Origin of the sequence: Paractinoplanes deccanensis (assembly GCF_016862115.1) — a bacterium.
Classification (GTDB): Bacteria; Actinomycetota; Actinomycetes; order Mycobacteriales; family Micromonosporaceae; genus Actinoplanes; species Actinoplanes deccanensis.
The window spans coordinates 1-15,867 of record NZ_BOMI01000201.1; the positions used below are offsets into that span (position 1 = coordinate 1).

At 72.4% G+C, this 15,867-nt stretch carries 15 protein-coding genes; 8 read left to right on the forward strand and 7 right to left on the reverse strand.

Going from position 1 to position 15,867, the window contains the following annotated elements:
• Positions 1-356: metalloregulator ArsR/SmtB family transcription factor (locus tag Ade02nite_RS46830; protein WP_203777916.1), on the reverse strand; the 356-nt coding region annotated here is incomplete at its 3' end.
• Positions 357-453: 97 nt separating this feature from the next.
• Between Ade02nite_RS46830 and Ade02nite_RS46835 the strand changes: the two genes are divergently transcribed.
• Both Ade02nite_RS46835 and Ade02nite_RS46840 read left to right on the forward strand, forming a co-directional pair.
• Positions 454-798, forward strand: coding sequence for a YciI family protein (locus tag Ade02nite_RS46835; protein ID WP_203777917.1), 345 nt, complete (start codon positions 454-456; stop codon positions 796-798).
• Complete coding sequence (locus tag Ade02nite_RS46840) at positions 792-2,153, forward strand: RNA polymerase sigma factor (protein ID WP_203777918.1); 1,362 nt, start codon at positions 792-794, stop codon at positions 2,151-2,153. Before Ade02nite_RS46835 ends, Ade02nite_RS46840 begins: the two co-directional genes overlap by 7 nt.
• Here Ade02nite_RS46840 and Ade02nite_RS46845 read toward each other — a convergent pair.
• Positions 2,136-3,767, reverse strand: a complete 1,632-nt coding sequence (locus Ade02nite_RS46845; protein WP_203777919.1) for a methyl-accepting chemotaxis protein — start codon at positions 3,765-3,767, stop codon at positions 2,136-2,138. The genes Ade02nite_RS46840 and Ade02nite_RS46845 overlap by 18 nt on opposite strands.
• A 41-nt stretch (positions 3,768-3,808) precedes the next feature.
• Complete coding sequence (locus tag Ade02nite_RS46850; RefSeq protein ID WP_203777920.1) at positions 3,809-4,576, reverse strand: sulfite exporter TauE/SafE family protein; 768 nt, start codon at positions 4,574-4,576, stop codon at positions 3,809-3,811.
• Positions 4,577-4,653: 77 nt separating this feature from the next.
• Here Ade02nite_RS46850 and Ade02nite_RS46855 point away from each other — a divergent pair, with 77 nt between their 5' ends.
• From Ade02nite_RS46855 to Ade02nite_RS46865, 3 genes are all read left to right on the forward strand, one after another.
• Entirely contained in the window at positions 4,654-5,145 is a 492-nt protein-coding gene (locus tag Ade02nite_RS46855) for a CGNR zinc finger domain-containing protein (protein ID WP_239169578.1), read from the forward strand.
• A gap of 63 nt (positions 5,146-5,208) precedes the next feature.
• On the forward strand, positions 5,209-5,970 hold the full coding sequence (gene uppS / locus Ade02nite_RS46860) for a polyprenyl diphosphate synthase (RefSeq protein ID WP_203777922.1): 762 nt from the start codon (positions 5,209-5,211) through the stop codon (positions 5,968-5,970).
• A gap of 78 nt (positions 5,971-6,048) precedes the next feature.
• Positions 6,049-7,008 (forward strand): SAM-dependent methyltransferase, encoded by a 960-nt coding sequence (locus Ade02nite_RS46865; protein WP_203777923.1) that lies wholly within the window; start codon positions 6,049-6,051, stop codon positions 7,006-7,008.
• Here the strand turns inward: Ade02nite_RS46865 and Ade02nite_RS46870 are convergent.
• A complete protein-coding gene (locus tag Ade02nite_RS46870) occupies positions 7,005-7,238 on the reverse strand; it encodes a hypothetical protein (RefSeq protein WP_203777924.1) in 234 nt (77 codons plus the stop codon). The two genes, Ade02nite_RS46865 and Ade02nite_RS46870, sit on opposite strands and share 4 nt — an antisense overlap.
• Before the next feature lie 129 nt (positions 7,239-7,367).
• Between Ade02nite_RS46870 and Ade02nite_RS46875 the strand changes: the two genes are divergently transcribed.
• Positions 7,368-8,303: a sugar ABC transporter substrate-binding protein gene (locus Ade02nite_RS46875; RefSeq protein ID WP_203777925.1), complete on the forward strand. Its 936-nt coding sequence runs from the start codon at positions 7,368-7,370 to the stop codon at positions 8,301-8,303.
• Between the two features lie 103 nt (positions 8,304-8,406).
• On the opposite strand, the gene Ade02nite_RS46880 is transcribed toward Ade02nite_RS46875, so the two are convergent.
• Entirely contained in the window at positions 8,407-10,524 is a 2,118-nt protein-coding gene (locus Ade02nite_RS46880; RefSeq protein ID WP_203777926.1) for an MMPL family transporter, read from the reverse strand.
• A gap of 88 nt (positions 10,525-10,612) precedes the next feature.
• Between Ade02nite_RS46880 and Ade02nite_RS46885 the strand changes: the two genes are divergently transcribed.
• Entirely contained in the window at positions 10,613-11,227 is a 615-nt protein-coding gene (locus tag Ade02nite_RS46885) for a TetR/AcrR family transcriptional regulator (protein ID WP_203777927.1), read from the forward strand.
• Here the strand turns inward: Ade02nite_RS46885 and Ade02nite_RS46890 are convergent.
• Together Ade02nite_RS46890 and Ade02nite_RS46895 are read right to left on the reverse strand one after the other, a co-directional pair.
• On the reverse strand, positions 11,201-11,578 hold the full coding sequence (locus tag Ade02nite_RS46890; RefSeq protein ID WP_203777928.1) for a VOC family protein: 378 nt from the start codon (positions 11,576-11,578) through the stop codon (positions 11,201-11,203). The two genes, Ade02nite_RS46885 and Ade02nite_RS46890, sit on opposite strands and share 27 nt — an antisense overlap.
• Before the next feature lie 9 nt (positions 11,579-11,587).
• Positions 11,588-13,219, reverse strand: a complete 1,632-nt coding sequence (locus Ade02nite_RS46895) for a glycoside hydrolase family 43 protein (protein WP_203777929.1) — start codon at positions 13,217-13,219, stop codon at positions 11,588-11,590.
• 114 nt (positions 13,220-13,333) lie between these two features.
• Between Ade02nite_RS46895 and Ade02nite_RS46900 the strand changes: the two genes are divergently transcribed.
• Entirely contained in the window at positions 13,334-15,571 is a 2,238-nt protein-coding gene (locus Ade02nite_RS46900; RefSeq protein WP_203777930.1) for a putative bifunctional diguanylate cyclase/phosphodiesterase, read from the forward strand.
• Positions 15,572-15,867 lie beyond the last annotated feature (296 nt).

Below are 15,867 nucleotides of genomic sequence, written 5' to 3' on the forward strand. Positions count from 1 at the left end.
TGGGTTTGGGGTGCCGGCATCTGGGCGGCGGCGGTGCGGCGGTCGCGTCGGGTGCGGTAGACCTCCGTCTCCAAGGCGTCGAAGTGGTGCTGCCAGCCGGACGGACGGGCCAGCAGCCGCAGCCAGCCGGCCAGCTCGTCGAGCGGCGCGGTGACCAGCGTGTAGACGCGGCGGCGCCCGTCGGCCCGGTCGTGCACGAGGCCGGCCTCGCGCAGCACCCGCAGGTGGCGGCTGACGGCGGGACGGCTGATCGCGAACCGGTCGGCGATCTGGCCGGCCGAGAGCGGCTCGTCGCGCAGCATCAGCAGGATCTCGCGCCGCACCGGATCGGCGATCGCGCCGGCCACCTCGTCCACGCGGGAAGCGTAACCTGTTGGTTACGCGTTGGGCAATGCTGTCGAGAACGCCGCCGCCCGTTCGTGTAGAGAGGGAAGGCAAGCTCGAGGAGGAACGATGGCGCGGTATCTGATGAGCATCTACCAGCCCGACGGCGACCCGCCGCCGCCCGAGGTGCTCGGGCCGATCATGGCCGAGCTGGAGAAGCTGAACGACGAGATGAAGGCCGCGGGCGCGTGGGTCTTCGCCATGGCTTTGCACCCGGCGTCGGCCGCTACGGTGGTGCGCGACCGGGACGGCGAGACGCTGCTGACGGACGGGCCGTTCACCGAGGGCAAGGAGCACCTCGGCGGCTTCACCGTCCTCGAGGCGGCCGATCTCGACGAGGCCCTCGGCTGGGGCGGGCGCATGGCCAAGGTGCTGGCCCCGCTCGCGATCGAGGTGCGCCCCATCGCATGGTGACGGAGCCCGGCGACGAGCCCGGCCGGGGTGGAGCGGAGAGCGCGTGCGACCGGCCCGGCGCGGCGGTGGAGCCCGGCCGGCGCAGCCCGGAGGTGGAATCGGGCCGGCGCGGCTCGGAGGTGCAACCGGTGGCCGGGCCGGGCCGGCTCGGTGCCGAGATCGCGGCGATCTATCGTGCCGAGTTCGGCCGGGCCGTCGCGGTTCTGGTGCGGCACTTCGGTGACATCGAGGTCGCCGAGGACGCGGTGCAGGATGCGTTCGTCGCGGCGGCGCGGCGGTGGCCGGAGAGCGGCGTGCCGCCCGCGCCCGGCGGTTGGATCATCACGACGGCGCGGAACAGGGCGATCGACCGGCTGCGTCGCGAGGCCCAGCGCGCCGGCCGGGAGGCGGCAGCGATGCGCGAGTGGTGGCCCACAGCCGACAGCCACGAGGCGGGGGAGGGCGACGACCGGCTGCGGCTGATCTTCACCTGCTGTCATCCGGCGCTGGCGCCGGCGGCTCGGGTGGCGCTCACCCTGCGCCTGCTCGGTGGCCTGAGCACCGCCGAGATCGCGCGGGCGTTCCTGGTGTCCGAGGCGACGATGGCGCAGCGGCTGTCGCGGGCCAAGGGGAAGATCCGCGACGCGCGCATCCCGTACCGGGTGCCTCGCGACGAGGAGCTGCCGGGGCGGTTGCGGGCGGTGCTCGCCGTCCTCTATCTGATCTTCAATGAGGGGTATGCGGCGAGCGGCGGCGACCGGCTCACGCGCGACGATCTCACCGCGGAGGCGATCCGGCTTGCCCGCCTGCTCGTGCGGCTCATGCCCGACGAGCCCGAGGCGTGCGGGCTGCTCGCCCTGATGCTGCTCGTCGAGGCGCGCCGGCCCGCGCGTACGACCGCGGAGGGTGACCTGGTCCGCCTGGGTGACCAGGACCGCAGCCGGTGGGACCGGCGGCTGATCGCCGAGGGGCATGAGCTGGTGCGCGCCTGCCTGCGCCGCGACCGGCCGGGGCCCTACCAGATCCAGGCGGCGATCAACGCCGTGCACGCCGGCGCCGCCACCGCGGCGGAGACCGACTGGGTGCAGATCCTCGCGCTGTACGACCAGCTGACGCTCTTCGATCCGGGGCCGGTCGTCGCGCTGCACCGGGCCGTCGCCGTCGCCGAGGTGCACGGGCCCGCCGCCGCGCTGGCCATCGTGGACGGGCTGACCGGTCTCGGCACCCATCACCTGTGGTACGCCGTGCGCGCCGCCCTGCTCGAACGGCTCGGCGACGCGCGGGCCGCCGCGGCGGCGTACGCGAAAGCCTCGACCCTGACCCTGAACGAGGCCGAACGGAGGTTCCTGCGCAGCAGGTCAGACCCGGAAGGCTGACACGGCGCTGCGCAACTCGGACGACATGCGGGCCAGCTCGGCGGTCGCCTCCTGGGTCTCGGTGACGCTCTGGCTCGTCATGCGCGCGGCCTCGGCGACGCCGGTGATGTTCTCGGCGATCTCGCCGGTGCCGCCGGCCGCCTCCGCGACGCTGCGGTTCATCTCGGCGGTCGTCGCGGTCTGCTCCTCCACGGCCGAGGCGATCGTGGTCTGGAACTCGCTGATCCGCTCGATCACGATGGAGATCTCCTCGATCGCGGCGACCGCGCCGCTGGTGTCCGCCTGGATCGCCTCGACGCGGCGGGAGATGTCCTCGGTGGCCCGCGCCGTCTCCTGAGCGAGGTCCTTGACCTCCGACGCCACGACCGCGAAGCCCTTGCCGGCGTCGCCCGCGCGGGCCGCCTCGATCGTCGCGTTCAGGGCGAGCAGGTTCGTCTGCTCGGCGATCGACGTGATCGTCTTGATGACGTTGCCGATCTCGGCGGACGACTCGCCGAGCTTGCCCATGGTGGCCGATGTGGTGGCCGTGACGCTGACCGCCTCGGCGGCGACCCGGGCGGCCTCCGCGGCGTTCTGCGAGATCTCGCGGATCGACGCGCCCATCTCCTCGCTGCCCGCGGAGACCGTCTCGACGCTGCGCGACACCTCCTCGGCCGCGGCGGACACGGCCTGCGCCTGCACCGACGTCTCCTCGGCCGACGCCGCGATGTGCGTGGACGTGTCGGTCAGCCGCTCGGAGGCGCCGGCCAGCGAGGCGGCGGAGCTCTCGATCGTCGCCACCGTCGCGCGCAGCCGGGCCATCGCGGCGTCCAGCGAGCGGCCCATCCGGCCGGGCTCGTCGCGGCTCTCCAGCCCGGTCGTGCGGGTGAGGTCGCCGTCGGCGAGGCTGTCGCAGACCACCGTCACCTTCGCGAGCGACTGCACGATCTTGCGGGCGACCCAGAAGCCGAGCGCGATCGCCACGGCGAGCCCGATCACCAGCGTGAGGATCGACAGGAACCGGCTGGACGTGTAGGCCGAGGTCGCGGCGTCCGCGTTCTTCGTCGCGTCGGCGGTCTCGGCCTTGTCCAGCGCGGTGGTGTTCGCGGTGATCTTCTCGAGGATCGGCATGGCCTGCTCGTCGCGGAGCGTCGCCCACAGGGTGAGGTTGTTGGCGGTGCCCGCCGGGATCATCTTGGTCTTGGCGAGGTCCGAGTAGTCGTCCCAGTTCGCCTGGAGCTCGTCGATCGTCGCCGGGTCGGCCGCGGGGTTGGTGCCGCGGTACGTGGCGAGGGCCGTGTCGAACAACTCCAGATCGGCTTCGAAGTTCTCGGCGAACTCCTGGGTCCGAGCGGCGTCGAGGGAGAGCGCCTGGTTGGCCAGGTCGATGCGGGTGGCGCTGATCGCCGCCCGGATCGAGCCGACGGCCTTGATGCTGGCGATGTTGCTCGTCGAGATCAGCTGGGCCTTCTCGTTGACGTTGCTCAGCGCGACCAGCCCCAGGATGCCGACGGCCAGCGCGACCAGTGCCGCGACGCTGACCGCGATGAGCACCTTGGCGCTGACGCCGAGGTCGGAGAAGGAGAGGCCGCGCTTGGTCGCCGGCGCGGCGTCGGTGACTGTCAGGACGCTCACGGTCCCCACTATCGCGAATCCGTCTCACCAACGGACGCGATTCACCTGAAATAGTCAAACGCCAGACGTATCACCATGCCGACGACGACCACCACCAGCGCGGCCCGGACGAAGCCGGCGCCCCGCTTGAGGGCGGTCCGGGCGCCGAAGCGCGCGCCGGCGATGTTGCAGACCGCCATGGCCAGCCCCAGCCACCACAGCACGTGGCCACCGGCGGCGAAGACCACCAGCGCGCCCAGGTTCGTTCCCGCATTGAGGATCTTCGCGGTGGCCGAGCTCGCCACGAAGTCGAGGCCGAGCAGCGCGGTGAAGGTGATGATCAGGAAGGTGCCGGTGCCCGGCCCGAAGACGCCGTCGTAGAACGCGATCGCGACGCCGGCCACGAGCACCGCCGCGGCACGGCGCCGCCACGTGCGGTCCGCGTCCGCGACGGTGACGCCGAAGGAGGGCCGCAGCACGACGAAGGCCAGCACCAGCAGCAGGAGCAGCATGACGGCCGGGCGGAACCAGTCGACCGGCACGCTGCTCGCGGTCGCGGCGCCCACCCCGGCGAAGACCACCGCCGAGCCCGCCGCCGGTCCGGCGACCCGCCAGTCGATCTTCGTGCGCCGCGCGTACGTGATCGCCGCCGTTGTCGTGCCGCAGATGCTCGCCACCTTGTTGGTGCCGAGCGCGGTGACCGGCGGCAGGCCGGGCAGGCCGAGCAGCAGGGCCGGCACGAGCAGCAGCCCGCCTCCGCCGACGACGGCGTCCACCCATCCGGCGGCCGCCGCCACGAGCAGGAGGGGGAGAACGTGCTGCCAATCCATGGCCGTCCTTTCGTCAAGATCCGTCGCCATCATGCTGTAATGGTCTTGTGCACCTCAACCCTTACGGCGAGGATGCGGTGCGGCTCGCACTCTCGCTCGTCCTCGACCCGCCCCCGTCGAGCGCGGCGCTGGCGACCCGGTGCGCCGGCGCCGGGATCGCGCTGGAGCGGCCGGCCCGTCCGGCCGACCTGGCCGAGACGGCGGCCTACCTGCACCGCTGGCTGTCCGTGGTGGACGCCACGGGTGCCGAGCGGGCCGCGCGGCTCAACGACCTGCTGCGCGAGACCGCGGCCTATCCCCGGCTGACCGACCACGCGGGCGACGGCTGGCACATCCACTACCGCGAACCCGACCAGTCGCTAGCCTCGCTGCTGCGCACCCTGATCAGCGTGGGCACCGCCCTGCACCTGTCCGGCCGCGGGATGCACCGTCTCGGCCGCTGCGCCGCCGCCGGCTGCGAGCGCCCTTTCGCCGATTTCAGCCGTACGGGGAGACAGCGCTACTGCTCGCACGCCTGCGGCAACCGCGACGCCGTACGCCGGCACCGCTCGAAGGTGCGCGACCGGTGAAGATGCCGTGCGGGTTCGGTGCACGCCACCCGCCACGGCCGCCGGACCTGCTGGGATCACGGCATGGTGCGATCTGTCGTGTACGCCGTCTACGCCCGCCGGCTCCTCGCCCGGCTCGCCGGGGCCGAGCTGCCGCGGCACGTGGCCATGGTGATGGACGGCAATCGGCGCTGGGCCCGGCAGATGGGCTTCGGCGACCCACGCGTGGGTCACCGCTACGGCGCCGAGCATCTCGACGAGGTGCTCGGCTGGTGCGCCGAGGCCGGCATCCGGCACGTCACCGTCTTCGTGGCGAGCGTCGACAACGTCCGCAAGCGGGACGCCACCGAGGTCGGCAACCTGATGCGCATGATCGAGGACGTGGTCGCCGAGCGCCTGCGCCGGCCGGCGAGCCCCTGGCAGGTGCACCTGGCCGGCCGCCTCGACGTGCTGCCCGACTCGACCCGGCACGCCCTGAAGCTGGCCGAGGAGGAGACCCGCGGGCCGGGCCCGGCGTCCCACCTGACCATCGCGATCGGGTACGACGGCCGCGAGGAGATCGTCGACGCGGTCCGCTCGCTGCTGTCCGAGGCCGGCTCCCTCGACGAGGCCCTGCGGACGCTGACCGCCGACCGGATCGCCGCCCACCTCTACACCAGCGGCAGCCCCGACCCCGACCTGGTCATCCGCACGAGCGGCGAGCGGCGCATGTCCGGCTTCCTGCTGTGGCAGGCCGCCTACTCCGAGCTGTACTTCTGCGACGTCTACTGGCCCGGCTTCCGCAAGGTCGACTTCCTACGGGCGCTGCGCTCGTACGCGGCCCGCCACCGCCGCTTCGGCGCGTAGAGCTCATCGCGCATCCAGAGATCATCGGCACACCCGGAGAACATGGATAGCCCACGCGTGGCGGGGCACCATGCAGCCATGGGATCGAAATCGGTAACCGAGTCGCGGTCGAGCTGGGAACACGGCGCGCAGGCCCTCGCCCTGCTGGACGCCGCCCGCGAGCGCGGCTACCTGGACTTCCTGGCCGAGCCCCGCACCGCCGCGGAGGTCACCGGCTTCGCCGGCCACCGGGCCGACGACATCCTGGACGCCTTCCTGGCGCACGGGATCGTGGTGGCGGCCGACGGCAAGTTCCAGCTCGACCCGCAGCTGGCCACCGAGCTTTCCCCCGGCGCCCCGGTCGACCTGGCCGCCCAGATCACCCGCGCCGCCCTGCTGGCCCGGCAGGTGGCCGACGTGGTGCGCACCGGCGCCGCGCCGGTCTCCGCCGAGGAGAGCATCGTGATCGCCCGCTCGGTGGCGCTGACCCCGAACGACGCCTCCCGCGGCATCGTCACCGCGATCCTGGCCGCCGTCCCCGAGATGCGCACGGCCATCGAGAACGGCCGCCTGCTCGACGTCGGCAGCGGCGTCGGCGGTTTCGTGCTGACCGCGGCCACCCTGCTGCCCGGCCTGCGCGCCACCTCCCTGGAGCTGCTGCCCGAGGTCGCCGCGGTGGCCCGCGAGCGCGCCGCCGCCGTGGGCGTCACCGACCGGGTCGACATCCGCGCCCAGGACGCCCGCGACTTCACCGCCGACGCCGAGTTCGACTCGGCGTTCTGGGCCCAGCCGTTCTTCCCCGAGCAGACCCGCGCCGCCACCCTGGCCATGATCCTGCGCGCCCTCCGCCCCGGCGGCACCCTGGTCATCCAGCAACTCGACGACGACAACGGCGAGCCCGCCACCACCCTGGCCCGCCTGGTGGCGCACGCCCAGGGCCTGCCCTTCGCCCGCCCGCTGGCCGACCTGGTCACCGAGACGGTCGCCGCCGGCTTCGAGCTGATCCGTACCCTGGAGATCGACCTGGGCCGCATCGCGGTCCTGCGCCGCCCCGCCTAGCCGGCCCCCATCCGCCCGCACGAGGCGCGCACCTCACGCCCGTCGGCGGCCCGGCGCGAGCGTTCGAGCAGGGCACGTGCCGTCTCCGCCGCAGAGCCGGAGGCGCTGCTGGTGGTGCCCTGTTGACCGCGTTCGATCCGGCTCCGGGTGGCGTGGGAGACGCCCGCGCGGCTCGCCGCGGTCGGAGGTGGGGCGGGTGACGCGACGTGCAGCCTTACCTTGCGCTTCACGCCGTGTAGCGGTGCGTCGAACCGTTGTTACGTTCGTGCGCACTGGAAGCACTCAGTGGCCATGATCACAAGCGCATCGCGTTCTTGCCTCCCGCTCGGTAGAAAGGCGGCCTCTCCATGCCCAAATCCATGCTTCGCCCCGTCAGTGCCCTGGCGGCGATCGCTCTCGCCGCGGCCTCGCTCAGCGCCTGCGGCTCGGGAACGGAGGCCGGGGGGTCGGGCGACAGCGTCACGCTCGGTTTCGTCAACGGGGCCAACACGGAGTTTCACACCTGTCTGCTCAAGGCCGTCGAGGCGCAGGCCGGCACGAGCGGCGCGAAGGTCATCTCGGCGAACTCCAAGCAGGACCCGGGCACCGAGCTGTCGAACATCGAGGACATGATCTCGCGCAACGTCGACGCGCTGATCGTGCAGACCGTCAACGTGGACGCCCTCAAGAACGACATCGCCAAGGCGAAGAGCGCGAACATCCCGATCTTCCTGACCTCGGTGGTCACCGATGATCCGAGCGACATCCTCGGCGCGATGGTGGTCGACCTGGGCAAGGTGGGCGCGCTGGACGCCGAGTGGATCGCCGGGGACGCCGGCAGCGCCCCGGCCGAGGTGGGGGTGATCGCGGGGGCGCCGGGCGCCGCCTCCGATCTGATGGTCAAGGGCTTCACCGGCGCGCTGCCGGCGAACGTCAAGGTCGTCGCCAACCAGCCGGGCATGTTCAACCGGGCCAAGGCGCAGGACGTGGCCGAGAACATGATCCAGGCGCACCCGGACCTGAAGTACGCCTTCGTCGCCAACGAGGACATGGCGTTCGGCGTGCACGAGGCGTTCAAGGCCGCCGGCAAGAACGTCAAGATCGTCACGGTGAACGGCACCGAGCAGGGCCTGGAGGCGGTCAAGGACGGGCGGTTCTCGGCCACGGTCGCCAACTCGGCGACCGACATCGGGCAGGGCGCCGTCAAGAACGTCCTCGGCCTGCTCGACAAGCAGCCGATCGAGAAGATCTCCCAGGCGCCGATCAAGCTGATCACCAAGGACAACGTCGACGAGGCCCCCCAGTACTGCCTGTGAGATCGACGCCCGTTCGTGGGAACCTCCCGCTGTGCCGCGGGCACCGGCACCCGCCTTCGTCGAGCTGGCCTGGCAGGACGACCGGTCCGTACGCGGGGTGGTGCTACCGGTCGGCGCCGGCACCCACGAGCTGTCGGCCTTCGCCGTCCCGTGAGCGCCGCCGGCCGGGCGACCACCAGTTCGCCCGGCCGGCCAGGCGCATCAGCGCGGGCACCAGGACACCCCGGATGATCGTCGCGTCCACGACGATCGCCACCGCGGCGCCGACGCCGATCATCTGCAGGTACATGACCTCGCCGGTGGCGTAGAGCGAGAACGACACGGCGAGGATCGCGGCCGCGGCGGTGACCAGGGGAGCGCTGCGCTGGAGTCCGTCGAGCACGGCGCGAGTGTTGTCGCCGTGCTGCTCGTAGCTCTCCTTGATCCGCGAGAGCATGAACACCTCGTAGTCCATCGACAGCCCGTACGCCACGCAGAACATCAGGATCGGGAACGCCGGGTCGAGCGTCCCGATCGGCGTGAACCCCAGCAACCCCGCGAACGCGCCGTCCTGGAAGACGAACACGAGCACCCCGAACATCACCGCGAGGCTCAGCAGGTTGAGCACGGTGGCCTTCACCGGCACCAGCAGGCTGCGCGACATCGCGAAGAGCACCGCGCACGAGATCACCAGGATCAGCGCGCCGACCAGCGGGATCCGCTCGGTCAGCGCGGCCCGGAAGTCGGTCAGCTCGGCCGGGAACCCGCCCACCAGGGCGCCGGGCGACGCGGCCCGCACGGCGGCCACGAGCTCCGGCACGCCGGTGCTCGCGAGCGCCGCGCGCTGCGGGATCGCCTCCATCCGGGTGAGGCCGCCGGCGGCGAACCGTTGCGGGTCGGGCAGCGCGGCCCGGTAGTCGCCGGCGACGAAGACCCCCTCAGGTGCGTTGACCTGCGCGATCCCCGGCACCCGGGACAGCGCCGCCGGATCGGGGCGGCCGCCGATGACGTGCAGCGCGTCGTTGGCCTCCGTGCCGAAGCCGGCCCGCAACAGGTCGTACGTCTGGCGGGTCGACGCCGTCGGCGGCAGCACCCGGTCGTCCGGCAGCCCGATGCGGATCCCGAGCGCCGGCGCCCCCAGCACGCCGACCAGCACGAGCCCCGCAGCGGCGAAGGTCACCGGCCGGCGCATCACCGCCGAACCCGTGCGGTGCCAGAAGCCGTGCTCACGGGTCGGCGGGTTCCGCCGCAACGCCCGGTGCCCGAGCACCCCGAGGGCGGCCGGCAGCAGCGTCAGCGCGCCCGCCACCGCCGTCGCGACGACGAGGACGCCGGCGTATGCGAAGGAGCGGAGGAACGGGAACGGGAAGAGCAGCAGGGCGGCGAGCGAGGACGCGACGGTCAGGCCGCTGAAGACGACCGTGCGGCCCGCCGTGCGTACCGTCGCCTCGATCGCGGCCGGCACCGGGGAGCCCCGGGTGAGCTCCTCGCGGAAGCGGGCGATCACGAAGAGGCTGTAGTCGATGCCCAGCCCCACGCCCATGACCAGCGTGATGTTGGCGGCGAACGTCGAGACCTCGGTGAGCCCGGCCACCGCCCGCAGCGCCGCGAGCGTGCCCACCACGGCGAAGACGCCGACGCCGAGCGTGAGCAGGGCCAGCCGCACCCGCCGATAGAGCAGCACCAGCAGCAGCGCCATCAGGGGGACGATCAGCAGCTCGGCGCGCGCGAAGTCGGCCGCCGCCCGCGCGCTGACCTGGCTCGACACGGCCTCGCTGCCACCGACGCGCACCGAGACGGGTCCTTCGTCCAGGGTGTACGCCGGCAGCAGCCGGTCGCGGATCTGCGCGCGGGCCGCGGTCGCGTCCCCGGACACGTGCGCGAGGATCACCGCCGAGCGCCCGTCCGAGCTGCGCATCGTCGGGTCCTGTCCCCGCGACCAGTAGGACCAGACGTCGGCAACGAGCCGCTCCCCGGCGAGCCGATCGGCGACCGCCGTGGCCGCCTGCCGCACCGGCGCCGCGTCGACCGTGCCGGCGGCGGCCGTGACCAGCAGGATCAGGTTCGCGTTGCCGGTGCCGAAGCGGGACAGCTCGTCCTGGGCGCGCACCGACTCGGTGCCGGGCGCCTCCCATCGGCTGAGCACGAGGCGCCCCATCGTGCCCGCCGCCAGGGCCGCGCACGCGACCGTGACGAGGAGCCCGGCGAGAAGGATCAAGCGGCGACGGCGGTAGAGGATCATCGCAGGACTCCCGGTGTGCGAAAATACGAGCGATCGATCGTGTTATCGCAGAATACGAGCGGCCACTCGTAAAAAGCAAGGAGTCACCATGCCCGTGCGCCGGCAGGCGAGGGGAGAGCGCCGCATCGGCGACATCCTCGACGCGACCCTCGCGCTCTTCGCCGAGCTCGGCTACGACAGGACCTCGACCAACGCGATCGCCGCGCGCGCCGGCATGTCACCCGGCTCGCTCTACCAGTACTTCCCCAACAAGGAGGCCATCGCCGAGGCGCTGTCCCAGCGGCTGCTCGACCAGCTGCGCGCCGCCCACGCCGCCGCCTTCGACCAGGCGTCCGCCGCGTCGCTGCCGCTGCCCGAGCTGGTCTCGCGGGTCGTCGACCCGCTGGTGGCCTTCAACGTCGCCAACCCCGGAGCCAAGACCCTCTTCGGTACGGCGGCCATGCCCGCCGCCCTGTCCGCCGGCAGCCGCCCGCTGCACGACGCGGTCACCGGCCGCGTCGCCGCCCTGATCCGGGCCCGCTTCCCCGGTCTGCCCGATCCGGACGTGAACCGCGCCGCCATGGTGGCCGTCCAGATCGTCGCGGCCCTGATGGGCCCGATCGTCGCCGCCGAGGGCCGGGAGCGCGCCGCGCTGGTCGCCGAGCTGAAGCGCGCGCTGGTCGGCTATCTGGCCGGGTCAGGCGGGAGCGACCCGGCGGCGTAGCAGGCAGAACTCGTTGCCCTCGGGGTCGGCCAGGACGTGCCAGCTCTCCTCGCCCGTCTGGCCGACGTCCGCGGGGCGCGCACCGGCCGCGAGCAGGCGCTCGAGCTCGGCGTCCTGGTCGCGGTCGGTGGCGTTGATGTCGAGGTGCAGGCGCAGCTTCTCGGCCTTGGCCCGGCCGGTCTTGTTGAGCACCAGCGTGGGCCGGGCGCTGCCGGCGTCGGCCGGGCCGATCTCGATGTCGCCGTTGTCGTCGCGGGTGAGCACGGTGTAGCCGAGGACCTCGCACCAGAAGCGGGCGAGCAGCTCGGGGTCGTGGGCGTCGAGCACGAGCTCGGTGATCCGGCTGGCCATCCGTACAGCCTAGAGATCTGCTTTGTAGGACGCGCTGTCGAAGTCGGCGTACGCGCCCTCGGCGCCCAGGTCCTGGACCCACAGGCCGACGAACGCGCCGGTGAAGCCCCACGCGGCCGGTTCGCCGTCGGCCACCTGGGCGGCGTACTCGTCGGAGAGCGTGGTGGCGTCGAGCGCGGGACCGGCCGGTGTCCAGGTGCCGTGCTCACGGGCGTACGAGAAATGCAGCTGAGGACCCTCGAAGCGCAAGCGAAGAGCGAGGCGGTCGCCGTCGAGGGCGCGGCGGACGCCGGGGACGACGGCGACGCGGCCGGAGTCGCAGGCGAGCAGGTCGACCACCGGGGTGCCGTCGTCGTCGGCGGTGACGTGCAGGAAATACCAGTTGCGGCTGTTGTAGTAGGCCGTGATGCCGGCGAGCTGGCGGTAGTTGCGGGGGGTGAACTCCATGACGGCCTGGAACTCGCACCGCGCGGAGACGAGGCGGCGGGCGACCAGGCTGGGACGCTGCCGGCCCATGGGGGACTGGCCGCCGCGGATGCGCAGGAACGACGGGCGGGTCGCCAGGTCGATCCAGTCGGGCGAGGCCGGGCGGCGCAGCGTGGACCAGTTGACGCCGAGCGCGGGCTCGTCGAAGTCGTCGTCCTCGGACTCCTCGGACGAGACGGGGCGCACCTCGGCGACCGTGACGCCGCGCGGCGCCGGAACCGTCTCGGCGGGCAGGCCGTCGGCGATGCGCGGCCAGCCGGCCTCGTTCCAGGTGACCTCCTGGATCGCGGTCTCGCGGCCGAGCACGCAGCGGCCGAGCGGGGTGTACGGGCGGGCGACGAGGTGCGCCAGATACCACTGACCGGCGGGGGTGCGCACGAGGCTGCCGTGCCCGGCCTTCTGCAACGGCAGGGACGGGTGGCCGTACGAGGTCAGCATGGGTCCCGCCGGGTCGGCCAGGTAGGGGCCGAGCAGGTTGCTGGAGCGCGCGACGGTCACCTGGTGCTCCCAGCTCGTGCCGCCCTCGGCGGTGACCAGGTAGTAGTAGCCGTCCTTGCGGTAGAGGTTCGGGGCCTCGGTGTACGCCGCCTCGGTGCCCTGAAAGATCGTGTGCTCGGGGCCGACGAGCCGGCGGGCCTCGCGGTCGTACCGCTGGATCGAGATGCCGGCGAAGCGGTTCCGGCCGGGGCGCCAGTCGGCGACCATCGACAGCATCCACGTGGTGCCGTCCTCGTCGTGGAAGAGCGAGGCGTCGAAGCCGCGGCCGTGCAGCACCACCGGGTCGGACCACGGGCCGGTCGGGGTGGGGCCGGTGACGAGGTAGTTCTGCGGGTCCCAGTAGCCGCCGGCGAAGGTCGCCACGTCGGCGTAGAGCAGGTGGAACAGCCCGTCGTGGTAGCTGAGGCTGGGCGCCCACACGCCGTTGGAGTCACCCGCGCCGGTGAGGTCGAGCAGGCGCCTCTCGTTGAGCGCGCCGCCCATCGGCCGCCAGTCGACCAGGTTGGTGGAGTGGTGGATGCGTACGCCGGGATACCACTCGAAGGTCGAGGTGGCGATGAAGTAGTCCGAGCCGACCCGCAGGATCGACGGGTCCGGGTGGAAGCCGCCGAGAATCGGGTTCCGGATGGCCCGCCCCGTGATGGCACTCGTCGTCATGCCTTCGTAAGTTACGGACTCCTATGCAACTTACGGAAGCCCTTTTCGCGTGCCCATTCCGCTTACCCTCTCCGAAAGGCTTGAGTCGTTCAAAAAAAGTCCGATGAAACGCTCGTGCGACGCGACCCGGTTCTCCTGGCGATGGCGGCTCTGATCGCGCTGGGCGGCGTGCTGTTCGTGGCGCTGCCCGGCGGGGTCGCCCGGATCACCGCGTACTGGGGCCTCCAGGTGCCCTTCGACGCGATGCTGGCGATCGGCGCCTGGCGGCTGCGGCAGATCTCCCCGCTGCGCTTCCGCCGCTTCTGGACCATGATCTCGTTCGCCGGCGCCTGCTTCACCGTGGGCGACTTCAGCCAGTTCATCGGCTTCTCGTCCGACTCCATGAACGGCGGCACGATACAGACCGTGCTCTTCACCGCCGGCATGAGCAGCAACGTCATCGCCTGCCTGATCTTCCCGCAGGGCCTGGAGACCCGCCGCGACAAGGTCATCTTCTGGCTGGACGCGGCGACCGTGCTGGTCGGCGGCGGCGTCACCGCGTGGTGCTTCGCCTACACGTCCGCCGACGAACGGTTCAACGCCGGCCTCACCGCGGCCCTCGTGGTCGTCTCCGCGTTCTGCGCGACCAAGGTGGCGCTCATCCCCGAGCCGCCGATGGCCCGCATCGCCGCCTGGCCCATGGTCGCGGCCGCCGGCGTGCAGGGCGTCGCCACGTTCCTGCCCGGCGTCTTCCAGGACGCCAACAACCCCGGCGTGCTCGTCGTCCGCCTGCTGCCGTCGATGCTCATCGCGGTCGGGCCGCGCATCCAGGAACTGCTCGTGCGCGACGGCCGCACGGTGAGCCGCCGCCAGCGCCGCCCCTACAGCCTGCTGCCGTACGGGATGATCGCGCTCACCTTCGTGGTCTTCTTCGCGATGCTGCCCCGCCACGCGTCCTCCCAGCTGTGGGGCGCGGCCCTCGGCGTCGTCGTGATCACCTGCCTGGTCGCGGGCCGGCAGCTGGTCGCCTTCCACGACAACATGACCCTGATCAAGCGCCTCGGCGAGCAGGAGGTGCTGCTGCGCGAACAGGCCGCCATGGACGGGCTCACCCGGCTGGCCAACCGCATCTCGTTCCACGAGTCGATGACCGGGGTCGTCGAGACCGGCGACGCCTGCGTCCTGCTGATCGACCTCGACGACTTCAAGACGATCAACGACACGATGGGCCACGCCGCCGGCGACGCCCTGCTCGTCGTGGTCGCCGACCGGCTGCGCCGAGCGGTACGCCGCGACGACGTGGTGGCCCGCCTCGGCGGCGACGAGTTCGCGGTCCTGCTGCCCGGCGCCGGCGCGGACATCGGCGGCGCGATCGCCGAGGAGATCCAGCGGCTGCTCTCCGAGCCCGTCGAGATCGCCGCGCACACCGTGAACACCCGAGCCAGCGTCGGTGTCGCGGCGGCCACGGCCGGCGACGAGCCCTCGGCGCTGCTCAGCAAGGCCGACATCGCGATGTACGAGGCCAAGGCGCGCGGCAAGGGCACGTGGGTGCGCTACACCGACGAGATGGGCGCCCGGATCAGCGCCGAGGCCGAGCTCATCCGCGAGCTGCGCGACGCGATCGGCGCGGCCCAGTTCGAGCTTGTCTACCAGCCGATCGTGCGCCTCAGCGACGACCGCCTCACCGGCGTCGAGGCGCTGCTGCGCTGGAACCACCCCGCGCGCGGCCTGGTGTCCCCGGTCCAGTTCATCCCGGTCGCCGAGCGGACCGGCCAGATCGTCGCCATCGGCCGCTGGGTCCTCGCCACGGCGTGCCGGCAGGCGGCATCCTGGGTCCGCGACCACCCGGAGCTGTCCGACATGTCGGTCGGGGTGAACGTGGCGGGCCGCCAGCTGCGCGAACCCGGCTTCGTCGCGGAGGTGGCCCGGGTGCTGAACGAGACCGGCCTGCCCGCCGCCTGCCTCACGATCGAGGTCACCGAGACGGCGGTGCTCGACGACCAGGAATCCCTGGACGCGCTGCTGGCGCTCCGGGCGCTCGGCGTACGGCTGGCCCTGGACGACTTCGGCACGGCGGCATCGTCGCTTGGGCTGCTGCTGACGACACCGGTGACCACGCTGAAGCTGGACCGCTCCTTCGTCGAGTCGATCACCACGGTGGGCCGCCAGGCCGCGGTGGCCACGGCGGTCAGCCAGATGGCGGGGGCGCTGGAGCTGAAATCGGTGGCCGAGGGGATCGAGACGCCGGAGCAGCGGGATCTGCTGCTGGGGCTGGGGTATGAGTACGGCCAGGGGTATCTGTTCTCGAGGCCGGTGCCGGCGGAGCGGATCGTGGAGATGCTGGAGCGGCCGGCCTGGGTGAGCGCGGGTTAGCCGGATCCGGTCGGGTCTACGGTCTGGCTCGCAGCGCCCGGTCGGCAGCGTCCGACTCGCAGCGCCCGCCCGACTCGCAGCGCCCGCCCGACTCGCAGCGCCCGCCCGACTCGCAGCGCCCGCCCGACTCGCAGCGCCCGCCTGACTCGCAGTGCCCAACCGAACCGCACCGCCCGCCCTCCCATCGGGGGCCCCCGCCTGCTCCATTTTGACGCCTGAGCGCATGATCGCGTTGCCGCGCTGTGGATAACCCGTGCTGTGGATAACCCGCGTTTGGGGTGGCGGCCGTGTGGGGT

Excerpts from the sequence above, each read along its gene's own strand:
- Ade02nite_RS46890 (WP_203777928.1), bottom strand. The coding sequence starts at position 11,578 with ATGGCCAGCCGGATCACCGAGCTCGTGCTCGACGCCCACGACCCCGAG.
- Ade02nite_RS46865 (WP_203777923.1), top strand. The coding sequence starts at position 6,049 with ATGGGATCGAAATCGGTAACCGAGTCGCGGTCGAGCTGGGAACACGGC.
- Ade02nite_RS46835 (WP_203777917.1), top strand. The coding sequence starts at position 454 with ATGGCGCGGTATCTGATGAGCATCTACCAGCCCGACGGCGACCCGCCG.
- uppS (WP_203777922.1), top strand. The coding sequence starts at position 5,209 with ATGGTGCGATCTGTCGTGTACGCCGTCTACGCCCGCCGGCTCCTCGCC.
- Ade02nite_RS46880 (WP_203777926.1), bottom strand. The coding sequence starts at position 10,524 with ATGATCCTCTACCGCCGTCGCCGCTTGATCCTTCTCGCCGGGCTCCTC.
- Ade02nite_RS46850 (WP_203777920.1), bottom strand. The coding sequence starts at position 4,576 with ATGGATTGGCAGCACGTTCTCCCCCTCCTGCTCGTGGCGGCGGCCGCC.
- Ade02nite_RS46875 (WP_203777925.1), top strand. The coding sequence starts at position 7,368 with ATGCTTCGCCCCGTCAGTGCCCTGGCGGCGATCGCTCTCGCCGCGGCC.
- Ade02nite_RS46895 (WP_203777929.1), bottom strand. The coding sequence starts at position 13,219 with ATGACGACGAGTGCCATCACGGGGCGGGCCATCCGGAACCCGATTCTC.
- Ade02nite_RS46885 (WP_203777927.1), top strand. The coding sequence starts at position 10,613 with ATGCCCGTGCGCCGGCAGGCGAGGGGAGAGCGCCGCATCGGCGACATC.
- Ade02nite_RS46840 (WP_203777918.1), top strand. The coding sequence starts at position 792 with ATGGTGACGGAGCCCGGCGACGAGCCCGGCCGGGGTGGAGCGGAGAGC.